Here is an 18,192-nt window from a genome sequence, read left to right on the forward strand (position 1 = left end):
CACGTCCTCAATTGTTTTCCCATACGAAATGGGCGCCGCACAGTGGAAGGAAGAGGAACTTACTATTCCCCAGCTGAATTACGTCATATGCCGCCAGTTCTGCAGGCGAATAAACCGCTTCGTTATTATGATAGGCTAGTCCCGAAGCATCCCCAGGTAGTAAATAGAAATTTCTTTTCTTCGGATCATAGACGATAACGGCATGGTTTCTTCGAGATATGGTATTGTCACCAAGAATACGAATATGCATTTCCTCCGCTCGTCCAATGAAGTTCTTCTCTGACATAATCCGATAATCATGACCAAATTGAGGTCCTTCAATACAAACTAGCCAGCCCGTAACGGGGTGAATACCGACCGTTTCTCCTAGATAAGGCATCGTCTTCTCTTCCGTGTCCGCGGAAACCTGCCTTCTCTGCTCCCCCTTCGGCGTTGCATCTACCGTTATGTTGCAGTAGGGGCATGTATTACCGTGTTTTCGCGTGCTGAACATGTGTCCGTTAGCGCATCTAGTCAAGCTCATCTTGTCTTCATTCCTCCAATAGGTCTTAGTCCACAACGCGGCTATAGTCTTACTTCACTAGCAGTCGCGTGTTGGCAATATAGATCAAATCTCCTGCTCCAATCTGTAGCGGTTCTTCAATAACAAGCTTGTTGGCGGTACTCTTTCCTGCCTGTCTAATACCGGTCCCGCTATTTGATTCCATGTCCTCAATGTACCATCTTGTACCTGCCCGATTCAGTACCGCATGCTCCGAGCTAATAAGTGACGCATATTCACATTCCGATAAATCTATATCAACTTCACCGCGTTGACTGTTCTTTCCAATGAGTAACGATGTCTCACCTTCGATATACCATTCCTTCATTCGTTCTCCATCGTCATCTAATAGAATCAACTTCACGACCGAATCTTCTGCTATACGTGAAGTCTTTCTAGTCAAGCGTTGCAATATGATTGCACCTACAAAAAAGGCCGCTCCCACGGTGACTGAAATTTTCAATATTTGATCCTTAGGATGTAATAAGGTATAAAGAATAATGCCGGCTACAATGCCGTACATGATCACATCAATAACTATAATCCACACGGATTTCTTCGCCTTCATATTCGTCACCTCCATCTCTTAAGGGGGATTCATGATTCAACTTATTTCTTCTTCGTACCGAAATAGCGATCGAACATGGCAGAAGTATCAAGCGGATTGGCGGCATTCCGTCCATCTTTAGGTTGAGATGATTCATCCTTCGACTTGCCTTGATAACCAAAAAACTGATCAAACTGTTTGCGCATTTGTTCTGGATTGAATGCTGTGGGATTACTCTTCGCCCTACCACTAGGCCCACTTTGTGCATTCTTGTGTTGCTGTGACTGCTGGCTATTCGTACTAGACGATCTAGCGTCGTATTCTTGCCTTGAAGACTCGTTACTCAGTACCTCATAGGCTTCATGAATTTGTTTGAATCGTTCTGTTGCTTCTTCACTTCCCTGATTGGTATCTGGATGATATCGCTTGGCTAATTGTCGATAAGCTTGTTTAATCTCTGCTGCTTGTGCCTCTCGACCTATACCGAGAACATGATAATAGTTAGTCACTGACCTATATCCCCGCCTTTATGTATAGAACAAAGTATTTTAAGAGGCCGAAGCCTCTTAAAATCCAATAGCTTGCAACCTTAATTAGGTAGCAAATGATGCATATGCTTATTGCGAGAATGCATATCCACCTAGAATGTTAGCGAATTCTGTCTTGTCTTTCTTTTGCTTAATGTACAAATTAAATGTTCCGACCCCTTCGGAATCACCGAAACTTTCGGTATAATCCACCACAAAAGCGTTAGGGAAGCTTACCTCACGAACAACTTGGTCCGCTGCAATCACTTTCAATGTCACTTTACGGTAGCAATCAGCCTTCTCAGCAGGTACAAGTGACCAATTAGCCAATTTCAACGTATCATCTGCTTTGTCTCCGTCTGTTGCGGTGATGATTTTACCACTAATTCTCAGTGTTGAACCTACATCCGTTGATCTTGCATTAGAGTCATCCGGTGTATCTGTGTCGTAAACGACCTTTTGGATGTTATCCATTCCTAGTTCAATCGTTTCTGCACCTTCAACTTTAAGTATAAATCCCATACATAATTCCTCCTTTAAATTGACTAACTTATTGTCTAGAGCGTTAGAACGTCTCCAGAATTTATGTATAGAGGCGAACTTATTAAAGATCGCCCCGAACATACGCTTTAGTGAACCTGTCATACCTTGACAGGGCTCGTTGCTTTGGTAATCATCACTTCCAAGTTCTTCACGTTACCGTTAAAGATCAAGTCAATGTGACACAGGTTATTCTTCTCATCGATCACATAAGTCATATCGTCTCCATCTTGAAGAATGGAGTTGATGAACCCTCGCGTACCCAGCCACTTACTCTTTTGACTGCCGGGATTGTTACTGAAGAATTTCAAGATATTCTCATGTTTGAAATCACCTGTCTGAAAGCGAAGAATACGCTCTACATAGGTACTGACAAGTGTCTTATAGATCGAATCGAATCCGTCCTCAGAAGTAGCAAGGCTTCTCGCCTTATAGACAGTAATCCGACGGATGTCCTTATCCTGTAGCTGAGCACTCTCTGACGAGAATACAAATCCGAAGTTCTTACGATTGATCGAATCCTTGATGTTGTTGGTGAAACCAGTGATCTCCTTCGCCATCGTTGTGACGGAGCGCAGACTATTGTCCCTAGCTTCAATGTCATAACGTACGCCCGGGAACTCCCTACTCACGTTCTTGAAGGTTTCTTTCAAATACTCTGGACATTGATAAGCAGCTACTAGTCCAGCTGCCACATAGGAAGCGCCAACATACACGCCTTCAATCCATAATTTCAGAATATCTTCCTTCTCTCTCGAGAGCTGTACTCCATCCTCCGTCTGAAGCATACGGCTATCAATCACGACACCCGATTTATCTTTCGGAATAATGGTGAAGTTAGGTACGCACGGAATGGCAAATTCGCTATACTCCTTACGAAGTAGCGGGGCACATTTGTCGATATATTTATCGATGCCCGCTGTTGCCATACTGCTAAATGTTGTATCTTCTCCAGATTGGAAATTAAAGAACAACTGTACTTTGTAATCCTTAATGACTTGAAGCAGCATCGTTAGCGATTCAAGGTTATTCCCATCCTGCTTAACGACTTTCTCATTCCCACGGAAGCGTTCACGACTAACTTTCGCATTACCTGCCGTTTCTAGCTCGATGGAAGGTACAATACCGAACCAGATCGTATCCGAGAATTCATTCTTAGAATTCACTGTGTTCAGGAATGTTTCAAGTCTCGGAATATTACTGCTTTTGACCATCATCTCAAGCTTAGTATTGGTGACCAGAAGCGAAGGTAACATCCCTTTGTTCTTGATCGAATATTGGTCAAAGAACATCTTGACGCCCAGAATTTTCTCAACTAACGGCTTCACCGTTTTGACGAAATCATCTTTAGCCGTCTTGTAAAATTCCAAATACGTATTATAATTTTGGATTTCTGTTGTGATATCTACTTCTTCATGCACAGCCGGAAGTGGACAGAACGTGCGCACGACGAGATCCTTGACATACCCTGAAGGAGATTCTGTCACACTGTTATAATCTTCTTCAAAGACATTCACCAGTTCATTGGTTCCACTCTCATCAAGCAGTAACAATTCTGTGCTGGCACTCTTCGGAGCCTCGATAATCTTCAATTCACCACTGTCTCCAATGGTCAGAGTACCGATGCGGATCGCTTCAGACATATTCTCATCTTGAGTGTTGCCCAGTAGAAGACGTGTCTTGATATCCTCAATGGCAAGTGGCAACATCGCCATGACATTGTTGTAATTCTGGCTTGCATCTTCAAACATCGTATTCAGCTTATCTCCAAGATCTAACTTCTTTGGATCGCCCTCATCTAATTTCTCATATTGCCCGAATAGGTAATGAATTTCCTTACGCACTTGGCGAATATCATCCATCACTTTTTTCGGAGAAATCATATCGAGTAAATTCTCAAATTTGAAATCTACATTCGTAATACCCTGACTGCGTTTCGTATCGATAAGCGTAAATAACATCTTTAAGAAATCATTATTCTGATCGATGCGAATTTCAGAAATACAATCTTCTGCTAATCCTTCTGGCTTCTTCAAGGCATACATGACTTTCTGATTGGCAGCATTAAAGAATGAATACACCGTTGGTGAGAACTTGTCTAGAAATTCATCAAAGTTGCGCACCAAGAGGTGTTGGTGGATCTCTTTAACTTTGTCATCACTCAGGCTGTCAATTCCTTTAACATCCCCTACGATGGTTACAAGATCTAATTTCTCTGGATTGATTTCTTCAAAAAGCATTGTCCGATTCGTTTGATTGATAATGTCCATGAATGTTCCTCTCTCCCCGCTTACTGCTACTCCGACTTGAGAAGTGTGGTTATCCGAGTAAATAAGACTCCATTCCCAATATTTCCCGTGTCATGGATTCTATCTTAAGTAATTATGCTCTATATTGTCAATATATAGGGTATGAGTATTATTAAGGGGACTTATGTCCTAATATTAGGTGCCAATTGGTATTTTTTGTGCTTATAAAGACCTAAATTTTGGATATCTATTATGGATTAAGTAAGTAATGCCGATAAAGTTCCTTGTGTAACTTTTTTACAAACAATCAAGACTTTAATTGAACCCGTAGCCCTACTTTTATTCAAACACCAATGCCTCTACTGCCGCTTCCCGAGTCTCTTTTATGGATTTCCACAACCCGATCTAGTAACTAAAAAAGGTGGTTTCACAAAAACATGAAATTGTTAATTAGGACTTTTTACCTGTTTTTCGGATTTATACTTATTGTTTCTTCGACAATCTTTGCAGAAGCACCCGTTAAAGATAGCAATGGTAAGGCTTTCGATGCTGTTTTCGTACTAGATACGAGTTATTCTATGAGTACAAGCGACAAAGATCGTATCTCAGCAGATGTTATCCAGCTATTCATGGATATGAGTGAGGCTAGTCGTACACGGGTCGGTTTCGTAGCTTATAATGACCGTATTGTCGCCTCCCAACCGCTCACCTCTATTGCTGTAGCGGAGAAAAAGAAAGCGCTAAAACAGCAGATCAATCAATTACGACGATCTGGTTATACCGATTTAGGACTAGGACTGCTTAAAGGTGCAAATGTACTAGCGACAGGGAGTTCAGAACCATCTTCTCAAGGGCATGACCGATTACCATTCCTCATTCTGTTATCCGATGGGGAGACCAGTTTCGGAAATACTAACGGTGGGCGAACGAAACAAGATTCCGCTAGAGATGTAACCGCCGCAATCACCAAAGCGAACAAGAATGGATTCCCTATATACACCATTGGACTTAATCATGACGGTTCCGTGAACCAGAACGAATTAGAACAAATTGCTTCCCAGACGGGAGGAGCTTCTTTCATGACTAGTAGTGCTGACGATTTGCCTGAAATATTCAATCAAATTTTCGCTAGCGAGATGAGGTCTGTACTCGTACCTATCGCTGGTCTTACTGCTACAGGTGATCTACAAGAAGTCAAAGTAAACCTCCCCAATTCAAGCATGGAGGAAGCTAATATTATTCTGCTCTCAGATCATCCTCTGAAAGAAACACAAATGTATTTCAACTCTGAGAACACTAGACTTTTCAAATCCGACAAGTATTCCTTAATGAAAATTTCCAATCCACCACAAGGGACAGTGGTACTTAAATTCAAGGGCCAGCAAGGCGATTGGGTCAAGATCAATTTGCTAGGTAGTTATAATCTAGAAGTAGAAACCAAGCTCAGTAAGGATGAAGTGATCAAGGGACAACCCACGGGGATTGAAGCTTATCTCTTAACACCGGGAGCAACAACAAGTGTAAAAGACGATGCGGTATACACCGCATTGAAGGCAGAATTGGTAGTGACAGAGGTACAAAGTAATGTGGAACAGCGTATTCCCATGACTAATACAGGGATTGGATTCCAAACAGATTATATATTTCCGAATTCGGGGGAATATATTTGGAAAATCATGATTGACGGACCCGATTTCTATCGTGAGAGCTCATCAAGTGAAGTGAGTATCTCCAACCTACCACCACAGATAATTGGGTCTTTGGATTTGGAATTGATCAAAGAAGATGGGGTAGTAACACTGGATCTTGCGAAGTATATTCAGGACCCTAATCAGGATCTCATGACCTATTCACTACAGGGGACAGTTGAGGACAAGCTTTCTTCAGATTTACTTGAATCTACGCTAACCTTAACCCCCAAACGTACGGGAGAATCAGAACTATCCATTGTGGCAACAGATCTTGAAGGAGGAGCAGTGACTGCCCTCTTCCATGTCTCTATTCAATCCAAATATACACTCCACAAGATCATAAGTGCTGCCGTAGCTGTTATTCTCATCACTGGCATTCTTCTGTATTTCTGGTTAAGACCAAAACCGGAATTCACAGGGAAACTGGAAGGATACTTCCTAAATACAGCCAGTGGCACGGATATTCCAGTCAAGTCATGGCCGCTTACATCATTCCCTGGAAGACAGATCACTCTAATGCAGTTATTTCGAAGCCTTGATGTGAATGAGAGCCTTCCGGAGAGTGAATATATTGTATTCGAGCCTGGTAAGAAAGGGATATTGTTCGTCAAACATCATACACGTTGTGCTGTAGTTCATGGAAAATTACCGCTTTCTAGAAACAAAAAAGAAGCCCTCCAATTCAATGATAAATTGTATATTACCTTTGAAGATGGAAAGACAGAACTAGAACTTCGTTACAAAGCGGTTAAACCCGTTACTACGATTTATACAGGAGACGATAACCAACACTCCGCTTAATCTGAGTGTTGGTATTCCCTTTCCTTAGGAATGGAGTGCGGAATAGAGTGCGGTATGGCTGCGGATTTACGACCCGTTAACCGGACCACACTCTTTTTCTGTAATATATATTCTGCTTGCAATGCCATTCTAAACCAACGAAGGGAACTACATCTCTTACTTGCAGATAGAGCAAGTCCCCAATGAATGACGCGCGATAAGAGCGGTGAAATATCAGCCTTCCCGACGCGAACCGACACTAGCTTATCCTCAAATAACCGTGTCTGTACAGCTACGGGCGCCGATCCGCTGTAGCAAAAGTATAACGTCGCTGCTAAGCTATAAATATCCGCTAGCGGTGTCTGCAAAGATTTGTCTGAATACAATTCTAAGGGAGAATATCCGGCCGTGGTAAAGATGGGTCGTTCGGTATCCGCATCTGTATAACGAATAACAGACCCGAAATCAATTAACTTACTCCCTCCATCCTTCCCTATCATGATGTTGGCAGGTTTGATATCTCGATGAATGTATCCCTGTTGATGAATATGCTCCAGCGCTCCGATCAGTGGGAGCATAGACTTACGCAGCATGGCAACATTCAACCTTTGTTGGTTCTTTCTCACGAATCGATCCAACGTTATACCATCACAATGCTCCATGACTATATAGGCCGTCCCGTTGGCTTCGAAGTAATCCTCGTAACGGACGATTCCTGGGTGCATTAGATCACGTAACACCATAGCTTCGCGTAGAAATGCTTCCATGAGCTTCATAAACTGTGGTGAGAGCGAAGATTTCAAACATTGAACTGTCTTACCATCAGAAGAACGGCAAGCCAAGGCACTCGGGAAGAACTCTTTAATTACACTCATCGTTCCTGTCTCTAAATTCCGTACAATATACACGATTGATAGCTCACTACGGGATAATATTCTGCGAATTTGGTACAGTTGTTCATTTCCAAGCTTCGTATTTCGAGCTAAAACGCCAATCATCGATTCTTTTCTCATGTTAACCCTCCCAACTAAACCCCTTCAAGAAGAATATGGGCTATCCATTTCTCGGGTTTGATAGAATTATGTCGAACTGCTAGATTCACACTTATAGTAACAGATCGCGAAGTTATTTCCAATCTTGGGATTTTCACGTTCCCGATTCCTTCAATAGCGGCTGATACATCATGATCGCATGATTCTCTGTTACGAACTGATCATCAATTATCTCTTTATGAGCATTATACTTTTTACGATGAATGATATTATGTCTTGTGTATCCTCCCCATAGCTCAAGTACAATCCGATGGTCTCGCTCATACACTTCATATGTACAAGGCTCTGGCTTCATGGATCTCCATTCCCCAATTAAATCGTTGTCATCCATACGAAGACAAAGCTGATAGGGAACCTCGGTGTCATTACGAATCTGAAGATCTAAATAGTTGTATGCGCATGTTGCCCCGCTACCGAATGGTTGTGTCCGACTTGCATCGGGGAATACGTCATAGCTATGGCGATGTCTCTCAGTGATCGTTAACGAAGTATGAAGCGTAATCCAATAAACAAGGTTTGAGCATTGGCACAATCCACCACCTATACCCGCTTTGAAATCTCCATAGAACAGTACCATTCCCTCTTGATACCCCTTACGCTTCGTAGGATTCCCTATTAGCTTCCAATAAGAGAAGGTCTCTCCAGGCTGCAAGATAACTCCATTCATTCGCTTAATCGCGATCTTCAAATTATTCACTTTGTTATGCTGCATCCACATATCTACATTCTTCAACTCTCTTAGCAATGGTGTGTTATGTGTACTTATGGTGTGCTCCAAGGGAACTAAGGAAATCTTCTTCGCGTATCTCTCTTTACCTAATATCCACTTTATATATCTTCGATAGACGAAATAACGCTTCCCTATAAATAGTCTAAGTGGCGATCTTTTCTTAGGCTTCATCGGAACTCCTCCTACTTATGCTCATGCTCATCACATACTAGATCTTCATCTCGGTTTATTCTACCTTATATTTCATAATTTACGTGTAATTTTTTGAAATAAGAGAAATACCGACCGGCATCCTTGGCAACAGTGTTAGTTCCTAATATACCATCTCCTCCAATCACCAATAGATGCAAAAGTACACTTAAATTCGGCCATATTCCCCTATCACTAAGTTTAGTTGTATAAAGAGCATCTAATTACTGGAAAATCATCTAATCTCACTATTCCACCTATTTTAAGTACCCTCTGTGCAACTATTTCTTCATCACCTCCCCTTTTCCTCTGAGTAAGTACCATTTATGCAACTATTCCATCTTATTCTAGCGACTTTCAAGCAGGAACGGACTCTCTTAAGACTCATAAGGAATTGGTCTACGTGTCTTCCAAAAAAACTTATACTTTCTAAATATGTTACACAGAATAGACTCCCCCATCTAACAGGGAAGCCTATTCATGTCTGCTATTCATTTATTCATTCATGTCATCTACTCATTTATTTCGCAATGCTTCTCGCTTCTCTTGCTATTTCAGTCGCCTGAACCACGTGTTTCAGGGATTCTACCGTCTCTTCCAACCATGAGTCTTCAAGCCACAGTCTGGATTAATCCAGAATAATGATGGATCTAACACTTGTAGTGCTCTATCGATCAGCATTAGCTACAACTTGCCCAGCGATCATCCCCTGGATAGGGGCATTTCTTATCTCTAAACTTCGCTATAACTGGCACGATGCAGCCACATAACGTGCAAGTATGATTATTCATCAGCTTGGTACAGCCACTACATATTTGTAATCGTTCGGCATATATCGAATCGCTTACACTTTGTTCTGGTGTTAATTTAACTGATGAGAGTATACGAGCAATTTGCTGATCCGTTACTTTGTACTCTTCACGGCATCCTTTACATGTAGCCTCTTGTCCAATCATTCCGCAATCAGTTCTAGCACCGTTACCGACATTGGAGCAAGCTTCACTTGAATATCTGTTCCTATCTGTTTAAATGCAGTGAATTTCGATGGTGCAACATTGTCAGGTTGATCAAACGTATTATGAGCATCCATTGTTGCAGCCTTTAATTCTGTTCCGCTTATCTTCACGTTACTTCCAGTTAATCCACGTAGATCAATGTTCAAGTCTGCTCCATCTTGGTGACTCAAGTTACACAAGCTAATGTGGATTATGCCTTGCTTATCTCTAGAAGCAGATACAGATACTTGCGGTATCTTGTTGCCATCCATTTCATAATCTGCCGTTACGGTATGGCTATATAACAATTCAGCATCTTGATGCACCTTATACATATCAAACACATGATACGTAGGTGTAAGAATCATTTTCTCGCCTTCTGTCAAAATAACGGATTGCAATACATTCACGACTTGGGCAATATTCGCCATCTCTACCCGATCACAGTGTTCATGGAATATATGGAAGGTTAATCCTGCAACCAATGCATCACGAATCGTATTCTGTTGATACAAGAAACCTGGATTCGTTCCTGGCTCTACATCAAACCAAGTACCCCACTCATCAACGATAAGCCCTACACGCTTCTCAGGATCATGGCGATCCATGATGGTTGTATGTTTCGTAATTAGCTCATCCATCCATAGCGCCTTCTTCAACGTACCGAACCAATCTGACTCCGCAAATCCTGTAGCTGCGCCCTTGTTTGCCCATTCTCCAGGAATAGTATAGTAATGCAGACTGATCGCATCCATATGACGATGTGCATTCGCCATAACAACTTCCATCCACTCATAATCATCCACATTCGGACCACAAGCAATTTTATAAATTTTATTGTCTCCGTAATTACGAACATAAGTTTGAAATTGACGATATAAGTCTGCATAATATTCAGGTCGCATATTACCACCGCAACCCCAGTTCTCATTACCTACCCCGAAATATTTAACTTTCCATGGTTTCTCTTGGCCGTTCTCACTGCGCAATTCCGCCATCGGAGACACGCCATCAAAGGTCATATACTCCACCCATTCGGACATTTCCTGAACGGTACCACTACCCACATTCCCAGATATGTAAGGCTCGCACTCTAGCATCTCACATAATAGAAGAAACTCATGTGTTCCAAAGTGGTTATTCTCCACTAGACCGCCCCAATGTGTATTCACCATCTGCTTACGTCCCTCACGTGGACCAATACCATCTTTCCAATGATATTCATCTGCAAAGCAGCCTCCCGGCCAGCGTAATACAGGTATCTTAATATGTTTAAGAGCGTCAACTACATCATTACGGATCCCTAGAGTATTAGGAATAGACGAGTCCTCTCCTACCCAGAATCCTTCGTAAATACAACGTCCCAAGTGTTCGGAGAAATGACCATAAATGTTACGGTTAATTGTGCCCGTTGATTGATCTGCATGAATCGTAATTTGATTAACCATTGTATAGCCTCACTTTCAATTGTTAATATTTATATTATGTTTTAACAGTAATATTAATTATAAGTTTAATACTCCTAATCAGAAGTGTCAACTATAAGATGAAGCGCTTACTCTTTTGCATTGAGGTAATCCTTTCAACGAACCATGCTATTCTCCATTTCAAAATAAATCGAACGATATTCTATCAACTCTCCAATATATATTATGATACAACCATTCATTACTTGCCGCCGTTGACCGTCTTCCGTATAAGCTGAAGCAAGTCGTGATTCTACATTATTTAAGCGAATATACCCAAGAAGAAACCAAAGGATGGATCGCTCCACCGGAACTGAAAGAAAGAGTGCTTCATCAAATTAAATGAACATATGTCGCCAAGAAAATACCCTGATAATTCTATCTTTATAGACACTGATAAAGCTAAGGAAATATTGAGCCCCGAGGAGTATATAGAGTTTGACAATATTTTTATTGAAATGCATGAGATTTCGCAAAAATCCGTTGACGCCAATGGGGAATTTCACAAGGATCACTTGTCAGACACCGACATAACAAAATTAGAGCAACTCGGTCAATCATTGCAGGCTTACCTAGATAAGATAAACATTTCAAAACCATAACTACACAGAGGGGTGTCCCATAGACCGTTATTTACGACCTTTGGGACACCCCTTACATTACAACGCTGGAACTGTCAGTGTCATTTCATCGTAGGAAGAAATCATCACATCCGCATGCTGTAAAGTCTCGAATGATCCTATTCCAATAATCAGTCCCACACCCGCCGCTTTAGCTGCTTGCATGTCTCCCCCTGTGTCACCAACCATTGCCACACGCTCTGGCAATACGTTAAGTCGAGCACAAGCTAGTTGGACCATTTCCGGTGAAGGCTTGCCTTTAGTCACCATATCACTTCCAATAATATGCTCGAAGTGTCCCTCCACGCCCATCCAAGTCAGATGTTTACATGCTTCAACTGTATGATCAGCAGTTACGACAGCTAACGGCAGTTGTAATTCCCTGCATCGTCCAAGGAAGTCTATCAAGCCCGGAAGAGCTTGTACAGGTCGCTCTCGCTCTAATTCCTCACTAGCAGACACAGCGAATTGCCGAATAAGCTGAATCGATTCATTCCACGGAAGTCCAACGTTATATAATTGCCAAGCAAGTGCACCCTCTGTTTCAGAGACTGAACCCATAGACAACGGCCCCTCTATATCATATGAAGTCGCTTGTCCGTCTGCATCAAGCACCAATCCGAGCATCTTCGAAGCCAAGCCCTCCGTTGGCACGACACCAAGGATATGAATTCTCTCCATGATTTGTGTCGTCATAAATTCAGCCCAATGCCCCCATAGGGACATGAAATCTAACAGTGTACCATCTTTATCGAAAAGAATGGCATCGACCTCTTGACTCTGTCCATGAACTGTCAATATCGGCATATGCGAAGCCCCTTTCAATTCACTTTCGGGTAGATTGATTTCATTAATAGGATCGTACATATAATAATCATATTTCCATTAAAAAGCGACATATTTCATAGACGATCCACTCGTTATACATTCATCAACATTGTATTTGTCGATCGTGTCCTCTTTATATGTCAGTGTTCAAATGATGACTTTTTGAATATCTTTTATAAGAAAATCGTGGTAATTATGGGTATACGAAGGTATACTTAGATCTGTTATAAACACAATAAGAGGGGGATTTATCCTATGAGTCAATTTTCAAATGATCTACAAGGACCTTATAATAACTATCCACCACCGATGCCACCTGCCAAAACAAACGGCAAATCCATCACCGCACTTGTGCTTGGCATATTAGCTATTGTTCTTCCATACATTGGTTTCCTTATAGGAATCATAGCTATTGTCATAGCAAGCCTTTCCTTAAAAGAGCTCAAATACAAAAATGAACAAGGCCGTGGTATGGCAGTAGCTGGTCTCGTATGCGGAATTGTGGGTACTGCGCTTTACGCTATTATTATTGCATTTATAATCATTATTTTTCTCTTTTATGCAGTAGCTGATAATTCGTTGAATTATTATTAGGTAAAGTTCATGCTTCCGTAGCTAGCGATACTTTGTATCGTTAGCAGGTACGGATAATATCCGCTGGTAAAGTCTGAACACAAACCTTTCTCCTTCTCAATCACCAACAGTTACATAGAGTACACTTAAATCTAAGTGATTCCTCCTTTCTGCTAAGTAAGTACCATTTATGCAATTGTCCCTTCCTCATCTGTCTCCCTTCATAGGGTAGAGTATCATTCACCCGCTTAAATCATCCATTTTATGTATACTCAGTTCTAACACACAGTAAAGACCCTAACCATCACTACTAATGGGTTAGGGTCTTTGGCCATTCATTCAAAATAATTTTATCATCATAGCGTCTCTTGTAACACAACACCTTCGGGCATGATGGATAGAACACGCTCCCGTACAGAATCTTTCTGCTGTAATTCTTCACATAGAATAGCAATAATGCCATGGTCTCCACGGGATCTTATTAGACGCCCCATACCTTGTCTTAGACGTAACAGCATATGGGGTAGATCCACTTCTTCAAAAGGAGCTGTGGATGCATTACGCTTCGCCATAAACACCGGATCATTAGGAGGAAATGGAAGTGACCATATAATCACGTTGGATAACGCTGGGCCCGGTACATCAAGACCCTCCCATAGACTAACCGCACATAGGACGCTGGCTTCATTACTTTGAAAAGCCGAGATAAGATAACTAATCTCCTGATCGCCTTCATAGTAAAATGGTATATCCGTACATCTCGGTTCTACCTTAATCTGTTGTTTGAACCGTTGTAGTTCCTCCTGTGTCCGGAACAAGATAAGAGCTCTCCCATTCGTGCGCTCCAGTAGCTGAACTGCGATCTCCATTTTCTCAGAAAAAGTCTCCCCATGCGTTAACTTCGGCGCGAAAGCTTGCATCTGATTCGGATAATCATACGGCGAATTCACCGAGAAGGATAAGTAATGTTCTAAGCCTAAGCTATCCGCAACATATTGAAATGACCCATCAATAGATAATGTAGCGGATGAGAAGACGATCGGCATATTTGTGCTAAATACCCGTTCCTGTAACACTTCTTTGACCGTCCTCGGCATAATCGACAAGGTTAGCCCTTCTTCACTGTCCGTCACCCAACAAATCAATGCTTCAGAATTCTCAAAAAGGCTTAAAGCCTTCTGCATCATCTCAATATGCTCTTCAACAATCCGCAGTTGATAGTCATCCAACGTATATAGCTCACTTTCAAATACAAGCTCTTCCTCAATCGCTGTCAGAATACTCCGAAATTGGTGAACTGCCTTCAACAATTTATCATTTAGGTTAATCTGTTTCCGATCTGAACCAGGGATACTCTCACTGTGCTGTTCCAACAATTGAAACATTAACTCCGATTGGTCAATCGCTGCATCGATCAGCACGGCAAGGGCTTCACGTACTTCCCCCTCTAACAAACGGGTGATTAACTCTTCGAACACGACATGCTTCATCTTATATCCAAGTGCCTTCATCGCAGCCGACTCTAGTAAGTGTCCTTCATCAAATACGACCGCACAATGATCTGGTAAGAGCGGGAGTTGACCCTCCCGCTTTCTTCCCTCAGATGTCCATACATGCTCCATATAGTAATCATGAGAACAGATGACTAAATCTGACGAATGACGATAGTATTCTCTAGAGAGTGTTTGTCCACAACGATGCCTCTTATCGCAAGTAAAACAATCTTGGAAGGAATCCCAGTTAATCTTATGCCATTGTTCATCGTTCAGGTGCGGATAATTCTTCCGATCACCGTAGGCATAAAATTTCTGCATCGGTTGAGGATTCTGAACGAATTCAGGTAAATTGTCGTACAAATCCTCCCACTCGGCCCCATCCTCGTCCTTGAATCTTGCATCGTCCAGCTTCACAAGACATACATATTGATCTGGAGATTTCCCCAAACGCGCGTCAATCGCTAAGCTAAGATGCTGTGCCAACTTGGCAATATCCCCTTCGGGCTTGACCAGCTGCTCAATCAGCGACTCATCCGCACAAGCGATAATAGCCGGCTTCCGTGTATAACGAGCATAACAAATCGCATACAATAAATAGACTAACGTCTTTCCTGTACCTACTCCTGCCTCTGCAAAGATCGCTTTCTTCTCAAGAAAAGCACGTTCTAATTGAAAGGCCATATATATCTGCTCATCGCGAACCTCAAAGCCCGCTTCTGGTAATAGTTCATAGAAAACGTCTGCCACCCAATCGCCTACTTGTTGAATAAAAGGCTTGGAAGGATCATGCACAAAAGGATAACGCTCCACTATATTGTTTACCTCCATCAATTCGTATCACAAGAACGCCCAAACTTCATAGCATGTGCGAACATTTTATTATATCATGCTTATGAAGTAAATACAACTCATTCAATATTCCATCCTCACTGTCATCGTTGGAGATGCTCCTTAGGACTTCAATTGTTGTATATGAGTAGATTTTTCAGTTATACTATTTAGAGTAATTCAATATATTAGAATGATAGAATCAACCCTATGTTTATTGATATAATCATTTATTTGGAGGATATGAAAATTGGAAAATTGGATTACAAGCATCATGGAGCAATTTGGTTATTGGGGAATTTTTATACTTATCGCGGTGGAAAATGTATTTCCTCCCATTCCTTCAGAAGTTATTCTTACTTTCGGCGGCTTTATGACCACCTATACGAATTTAACAGTTACAGGCGTTATAGTTGTGGCAACGCTTGGATCTATTATCGGCGCAGTCATTTTATATGGATTAGGTTATCTGATCAATGTGGACAAGCTGGAGATGATGATCGATCGTTGGGGACGATTCCTTCGCGTGAAGAAAGAGGATATACGAAAAGCTGATGCTTGGTTCGAGCGCTACGGTTATTGGACTGTGTTCTTTTGTCGAATGATCCCGCTGATCCGTAGTCTTATTTCCATCCCTGCAGGTATGGCAAAAATGAAATTCGGGCTCTTCCTACTATATACTATGTTTGGTACTTTAATATGGAATATCATTCTTGTCTTAGTGGGCGCCGCGGTTGGTAATAATTGGGGTAAATTCGTCGAGTTTATGGATGTATACTCCAACATCGCTTATGCAGTCATCGCTCTTGGAATCGTTATTGTATTGTTTTTTTGGATTCGAAGAAGAAAAAAGGCATGAGCCTATTTCACGAATAGACTCACAACTAACCAATCCCTGAGATAAGCTGTCTTTCAAATGATGTGAGTTGCTCTTGGATGCTCACAACTTCTCCGATAATAATAAGTGCAGGATTCGTTAGATTCACCGCCTCAGCAAGGAGATGTACATTCGATAATGTTCCCGTGAATGTACGCTCCTTCTCTGTCGTACCGTGTTCCACTAATGCAACAGGTGTTGTCGGGTCCTTTCCGTATTTCAACAACTTTTCACGGATGGATTTCAGTTCACTAACACCCATATAAATCACTAAGGTGTCCACACTATGAGCGAGAAGATCCCATCTCACAGGGGATTGTTCTCCATGGCACCGGCTTCCCGTCACACAAGCGAACGAAGTCGCATATCCTCGATGGGTCAAGGGAATTCCCGCAGCAGCAGCTGCACCTATTGCAGAAGTAATTCCCGGTATAATCTCATAAGGGATACGACATGCAGCCAATTCGAGCGCCTCTTCCCCACCACGTCCGAAGACCAAGGGATCTCCTCCCTTCAAACGGACCACATGGTTCCCTGCTAACGCATAGTCAATTATCGTCTTATTAATTTCCTCCTGAGACATGGTATGCATCCCTGGTTTCTTACCACAATATATGAGAATAGCACTACCACGAGCATAGGTAAGGATTTCTTCATTTACTAGTCGATCATACATAATAACATCTGCCATTTCAATTCGCTTCAACGCCTTGATCGTAAGCAATTCTGGATCTCCTGGTCCTGCACCAACAATACTGACCTTCCCCATCGTACTCATAGGCTTTCTTCCACAGTAATTGAAAGTAATGATCTGTTCTCTGCACGCGTGTCGTGTTCACTACTACCCGCAATCACAAGCTTCATCTTACTCACCTTCTTATGTGACAAGTAGATGAATAACCCTGTAAATACAGCACCACCCAAGAAATTCCCAATTAGAACAGGAATCTGGTTCCATATCCACCAATCCCCCATGCTTACATCCGCTCCCAGCATCATTCCAGCAGGAATGACGAACATATTCACCACAGCATGTTCAAATCCTTGAGCAAAGAAGATCAAGATCGGAAGCCACATTGCAATAATTTTGCCGGAGGTAGACTTTGAAGTCATTGCCATCACCACACCTAATGTAACCATCCAATTGCATAACACAGCCTTGATCATCACAAGAGCCATACCATTCCATCCCATACTTTTATAACCGATTGTCTTAGCTTCACTTGCTTTTATAATGGTCTGAATCATCGGATTACTCATATCTGTACCCATCTTCGTTATCGTTAATCCATACAATACAGCGTATACTGCACAACCGATTAAATGCCCTGCAATGACCCATGTGAAGTTAGTCATCATCCGTGACAGAGAAGTTTTTCGTTCCAGAAAGGACAGTGGGATAAGCGTAAAACTTCCGGTAACCAGCTCCAAGCCTAACAATACGATAATGACAAAACCTACAGGGAAAACAAGTGCACCCACTAACCCTATCGACGTCTGCGCAGCAGCGGTAAACGCAAGTGTTGTTGCGAAGGCAAGAATAGCTCCGCCGAGAAACCCTCTAATCAGCATTTGAAATTTAGTCATTTCTGCCTTCGTTGAGCCTACCTCGATCATCGTATCTAGCACTTCAGCAGGCTTCACATAATCCATCAGGACCCTC

Annotated in this window: 17 protein-coding genes and 1 pseudogene; 4 read left to right on the forward strand and 14 right to left on the reverse strand. The window is 42.0% G+C overall.

Annotated features, from left to right (window positions below; translation table 11 throughout):
• Positions 1 to 7: 7 nt before the first annotated feature.
• From AC1TO9_RS12780 to AC1TO9_RS12800, 5 genes are all read right to left on the reverse strand, one after another.
• On the reverse strand, positions 8 to 523 hold the full coding sequence (locus AC1TO9_RS12780) for an FHA domain-containing protein (RefSeq protein ID WP_482056102.1): 516 nt from the start codon (positions 521 to 523) through the stop codon (positions 8 to 10).
• A gap of 49 nt (positions 524 to 572) precedes the next feature.
• The gene (locus AC1TO9_RS12785; protein WP_482059350.1) at positions 573 to 1,109 is read right to left on the reverse strand and encodes an FHA domain-containing protein; all 537 of its coding nucleotides are present in this window, start codon (positions 1,107 to 1,109) and stop codon (positions 573 to 575) included.
• A 41-nt stretch (positions 1,110 to 1,150) separates the two neighbouring features.
• Positions 1,151 to 1,597 (reverse strand): J domain-containing protein, encoded by a 447-nt coding sequence (locus AC1TO9_RS12790; RefSeq protein ID WP_482056100.1) that lies wholly within the window; start codon positions 1,595 to 1,597, stop codon positions 1,151 to 1,153.
• 108 nt (positions 1,598 to 1,705) lie between these two features.
• Positions 1,706 to 2,137 carry a membrane-associated protease 1 gene (locus AC1TO9_RS12795; RefSeq protein ID WP_482056099.1) on the reverse strand — a complete coding sequence of 144 codons (432 nt, stop codon included), beginning with the start codon at positions 2,135 to 2,137 and terminating at the stop codon, positions 1,706 to 1,708.
• A 119-nt stretch (positions 2,138 to 2,256) separates the two neighbouring features.
• Positions 2,257 to 4,425 carry a transcriptional regulator gene (locus tag AC1TO9_RS12800; RefSeq protein WP_482056098.1) on the reverse strand — a complete coding sequence of 723 codons (2,169 nt, stop codon included), beginning with the start codon at positions 4,423 to 4,425 and terminating at the stop codon, positions 2,257 to 2,259.
• 416 nt (positions 4,426 to 4,841) lie between these two features.
• Between AC1TO9_RS12800 and AC1TO9_RS12805 the strand changes: the two genes are divergently transcribed.
• Positions 4,842 to 6,896: a vWA domain-containing protein gene (locus AC1TO9_RS12805; protein ID WP_482059351.1), complete on the forward strand. Its 2,055-nt coding sequence runs from the start codon at positions 4,842 to 4,844 to the stop codon at positions 6,894 to 6,896.
• Here AC1TO9_RS12805 and AC1TO9_RS12810 read toward each other — a convergent pair.
• The 5 genes and pseudogenes from AC1TO9_RS12810 to AC1TO9_RS12830 all read right to left on the reverse strand — a co-directional run bounded on the left by AC1TO9_RS12810 (position 6,893) and on the right by AC1TO9_RS12830 (position 11,289).
• Positions 6,893 to 7,888 (reverse strand): serine/threonine protein kinase, encoded by a 996-nt coding sequence (locus AC1TO9_RS12810; protein ID WP_482059352.1) that lies wholly within the window; start codon positions 7,886 to 7,888, stop codon positions 6,893 to 6,895. The two genes, AC1TO9_RS12805 and AC1TO9_RS12810, sit on opposite strands and share 4 nt — an antisense overlap.
• 133 nt (positions 7,889 to 8,021) lie before the next feature.
• On the reverse strand, positions 8,022 to 8,828 hold the full coding sequence (locus AC1TO9_RS12815; RefSeq protein WP_482059353.1) for a VanW family protein: 807 nt from the start codon (positions 8,826 to 8,828) through the stop codon (positions 8,022 to 8,024).
• 538 nt (positions 8,829 to 9,366) lie between these two features.
• A pseudogene (locus AC1TO9_RS12820) lies at positions 9,367 to 9,524 on the reverse strand (hypothetical protein); the annotation flags it as partial.
• A 2-nt stretch (positions 9,525 to 9,526) separates the two neighbouring features.
• Positions 9,527 to 9,802, reverse strand: a complete 276-nt coding sequence (locus tag AC1TO9_RS12825; protein WP_482056094.1) for a DUF6171 family protein — start codon at positions 9,800 to 9,802, stop codon at positions 9,527 to 9,529.
• Positions 9,799 to 11,289: an alpha-N-arabinofuranosidase gene (locus tag AC1TO9_RS12830; protein WP_482059354.1), complete on the reverse strand. Its 1,491-nt coding sequence runs from the start codon at positions 11,287 to 11,289 to the stop codon at positions 9,799 to 9,801. The genes AC1TO9_RS12825 and AC1TO9_RS12830 overlap by 4 nt, the downstream gene beginning before the upstream one ends.
• Before the next feature lie 368 nt (positions 11,290 to 11,657).
• Here AC1TO9_RS12830 and AC1TO9_RS12835 point away from each other — a divergent pair, with 368 nt between their 5' ends.
• Complete coding sequence (locus AC1TO9_RS12835) at positions 11,658 to 11,909, forward strand: hypothetical protein (protein ID WP_482056092.1); 252 nt, start codon at positions 11,658 to 11,660, stop codon at positions 11,907 to 11,909.
• A gap of 57 nt (positions 11,910 to 11,966) precedes the next feature.
• On the opposite strand, the gene AC1TO9_RS12840 is transcribed toward AC1TO9_RS12835, so the two are convergent.
• Entirely contained in the window at positions 11,967 to 12,794 is an 828-nt protein-coding gene (locus tag AC1TO9_RS12840) for an HAD family hydrolase (RefSeq protein ID WP_482056091.1), read from the reverse strand.
• A 216-nt stretch (positions 12,795 to 13,010) separates the two neighbouring features.
• On the opposite strand from AC1TO9_RS12840, the gene AC1TO9_RS12845 reads away from it, so the two are divergent.
• On the forward strand, positions 13,011 to 13,349 hold the full coding sequence (locus tag AC1TO9_RS12845; protein WP_482056090.1) for a DUF4190 domain-containing protein: 339 nt from the start codon (positions 13,011 to 13,013) through the stop codon (positions 13,347 to 13,349).
• A 335-nt stretch (positions 13,350 to 13,684) separates the two neighbouring features.
• Here the strand turns inward: AC1TO9_RS12845 and AC1TO9_RS12850 are convergent, their stop codons facing one another.
• Entirely contained in the window at positions 13,685 to 15,634 is a 1,950-nt protein-coding gene (locus tag AC1TO9_RS12850; protein ID WP_482059486.1) for an ATP-dependent DNA helicase, read from the reverse strand.
• 268 nt (positions 15,635 to 15,902) lie between these two features.
• Here AC1TO9_RS12850 and AC1TO9_RS12855 point away from each other — a divergent pair, with 268 nt between their 5' ends.
• On the forward strand, positions 15,903 to 16,511 hold the full coding sequence (locus AC1TO9_RS12855; RefSeq protein WP_482056089.1) for a DedA family protein: 609 nt from the start codon (positions 15,903 to 15,905) through the stop codon (positions 16,509 to 16,511).
• A 25-nt stretch (positions 16,512 to 16,536) separates the two neighbouring features.
• On the opposite strand, the gene cobA is transcribed toward AC1TO9_RS12855, so the two are convergent.
• The gene (gene cobA, locus AC1TO9_RS12860; protein WP_482056088.1) at positions 16,537 to 17,307 is read right to left on the reverse strand and encodes a uroporphyrinogen-III C-methyltransferase; all 771 of its coding nucleotides are present in this window, start codon (positions 17,305 to 17,307) and stop codon (positions 16,537 to 16,539) included.
• On the reverse strand, positions 17,304 to 18,182 hold the full coding sequence (locus AC1TO9_RS12865) for a formate/nitrite transporter family protein (RefSeq protein ID WP_482056087.1): 879 nt from the start codon (positions 18,180 to 18,182) through the stop codon (positions 17,304 to 17,306). Before AC1TO9_RS12865 ends, cobA begins: the two co-directional genes overlap by 4 nt.
• Positions 18,183 to 18,192 lie beyond the last annotated feature (10 nt).

It is taken from the genome of Paenibacillus sp. Y916 (assembly GCF_056786435.1).

What these genes read in the sequence shown, in the direction of transcription:
- AC1TO9_RS12780 (WP_482056102.1), bottom strand. Translation starts at nt 523, where the DNA reads ATGAGCTTGACTAGATGCGCTAACGGACACATGTTCAGCACGCGAAAA.
- AC1TO9_RS12785 (WP_482059350.1), bottom strand. Translation starts at nt 1,109, where the DNA reads ATGAAGGCGAAGAAATCCGTGTGGATTATAGTTATTGATGTGATCATG.
- AC1TO9_RS12795 (WP_482056099.1), bottom strand. Translation starts at nt 2,137, where the DNA reads ATGGGATTTATACTTAAAGTTGAAGGTGCAGAAACGATTGAACTAGGA.
- AC1TO9_RS12800 (WP_482056098.1), bottom strand. Translation starts at nt 4,425, where the DNA reads ATGGACATTATCAATCAAACGAATCGGACAATGCTTTTTGAAGAAATC.
- AC1TO9_RS12805 (WP_482059351.1), top strand. Translation starts at nt 4,842, where the DNA reads ATGAAATTGTTAATTAGGACTTTTTACCTGTTTTTCGGATTTATACTT.
- AC1TO9_RS12810 (WP_482059352.1), bottom strand. Translation starts at nt 7,888, where the DNA reads ATGAGAAAAGAATCGATGATTGGCGTTTTAGCTCGAAATACGAAGCTT.
- AC1TO9_RS12815 (WP_482059353.1), bottom strand. Translation starts at nt 8,828, where the DNA reads ATGAAGCCTAAGAAAAGATCGCCACTTAGACTATTTATAGGGAAGCGT.
- AC1TO9_RS12825 (WP_482056094.1), bottom strand. Translation starts at nt 9,802, where the DNA reads ATGATTGGACAAGAGGCTACATGTAAAGGATGCCGTGAAGAGTACAAA.
- AC1TO9_RS12830 (WP_482059354.1), bottom strand. Translation starts at nt 11,289, where the DNA reads ATGGTTAATCAAATTACGATTCATGCAGATCAATCAACGGGCACAATT.
- AC1TO9_RS12835 (WP_482056092.1), top strand. Translation starts at nt 11,658, where the DNA reads ATGTCGCCAAGAAAATACCCTGATAATTCTATCTTTATAGACACTGAT.
- AC1TO9_RS12840 (WP_482056091.1), bottom strand. Translation starts at nt 12,794, where the DNA reads ATGTACGATCCTATTAATGAAATCAATCTACCCGAAAGTGAATTGAAA.
- AC1TO9_RS12845 (WP_482056090.1), top strand. Translation starts at nt 13,011, where the DNA reads ATGAGTCAATTTTCAAATGATCTACAAGGACCTTATAATAACTATCCA.
- cobA (WP_482056088.1), bottom strand. Translation starts at nt 17,307, where the DNA reads ATGAGTACGATGGGGAAGGTCAGTATTGTTGGTGCAGGACCAGGAGAT.
- AC1TO9_RS12865 (WP_482056087.1), bottom strand. Translation starts at nt 18,182, where the DNA reads ATGGATTATGTGAAGCCTGCTGAAGTGCTAGATACGATGATCGAGGTA.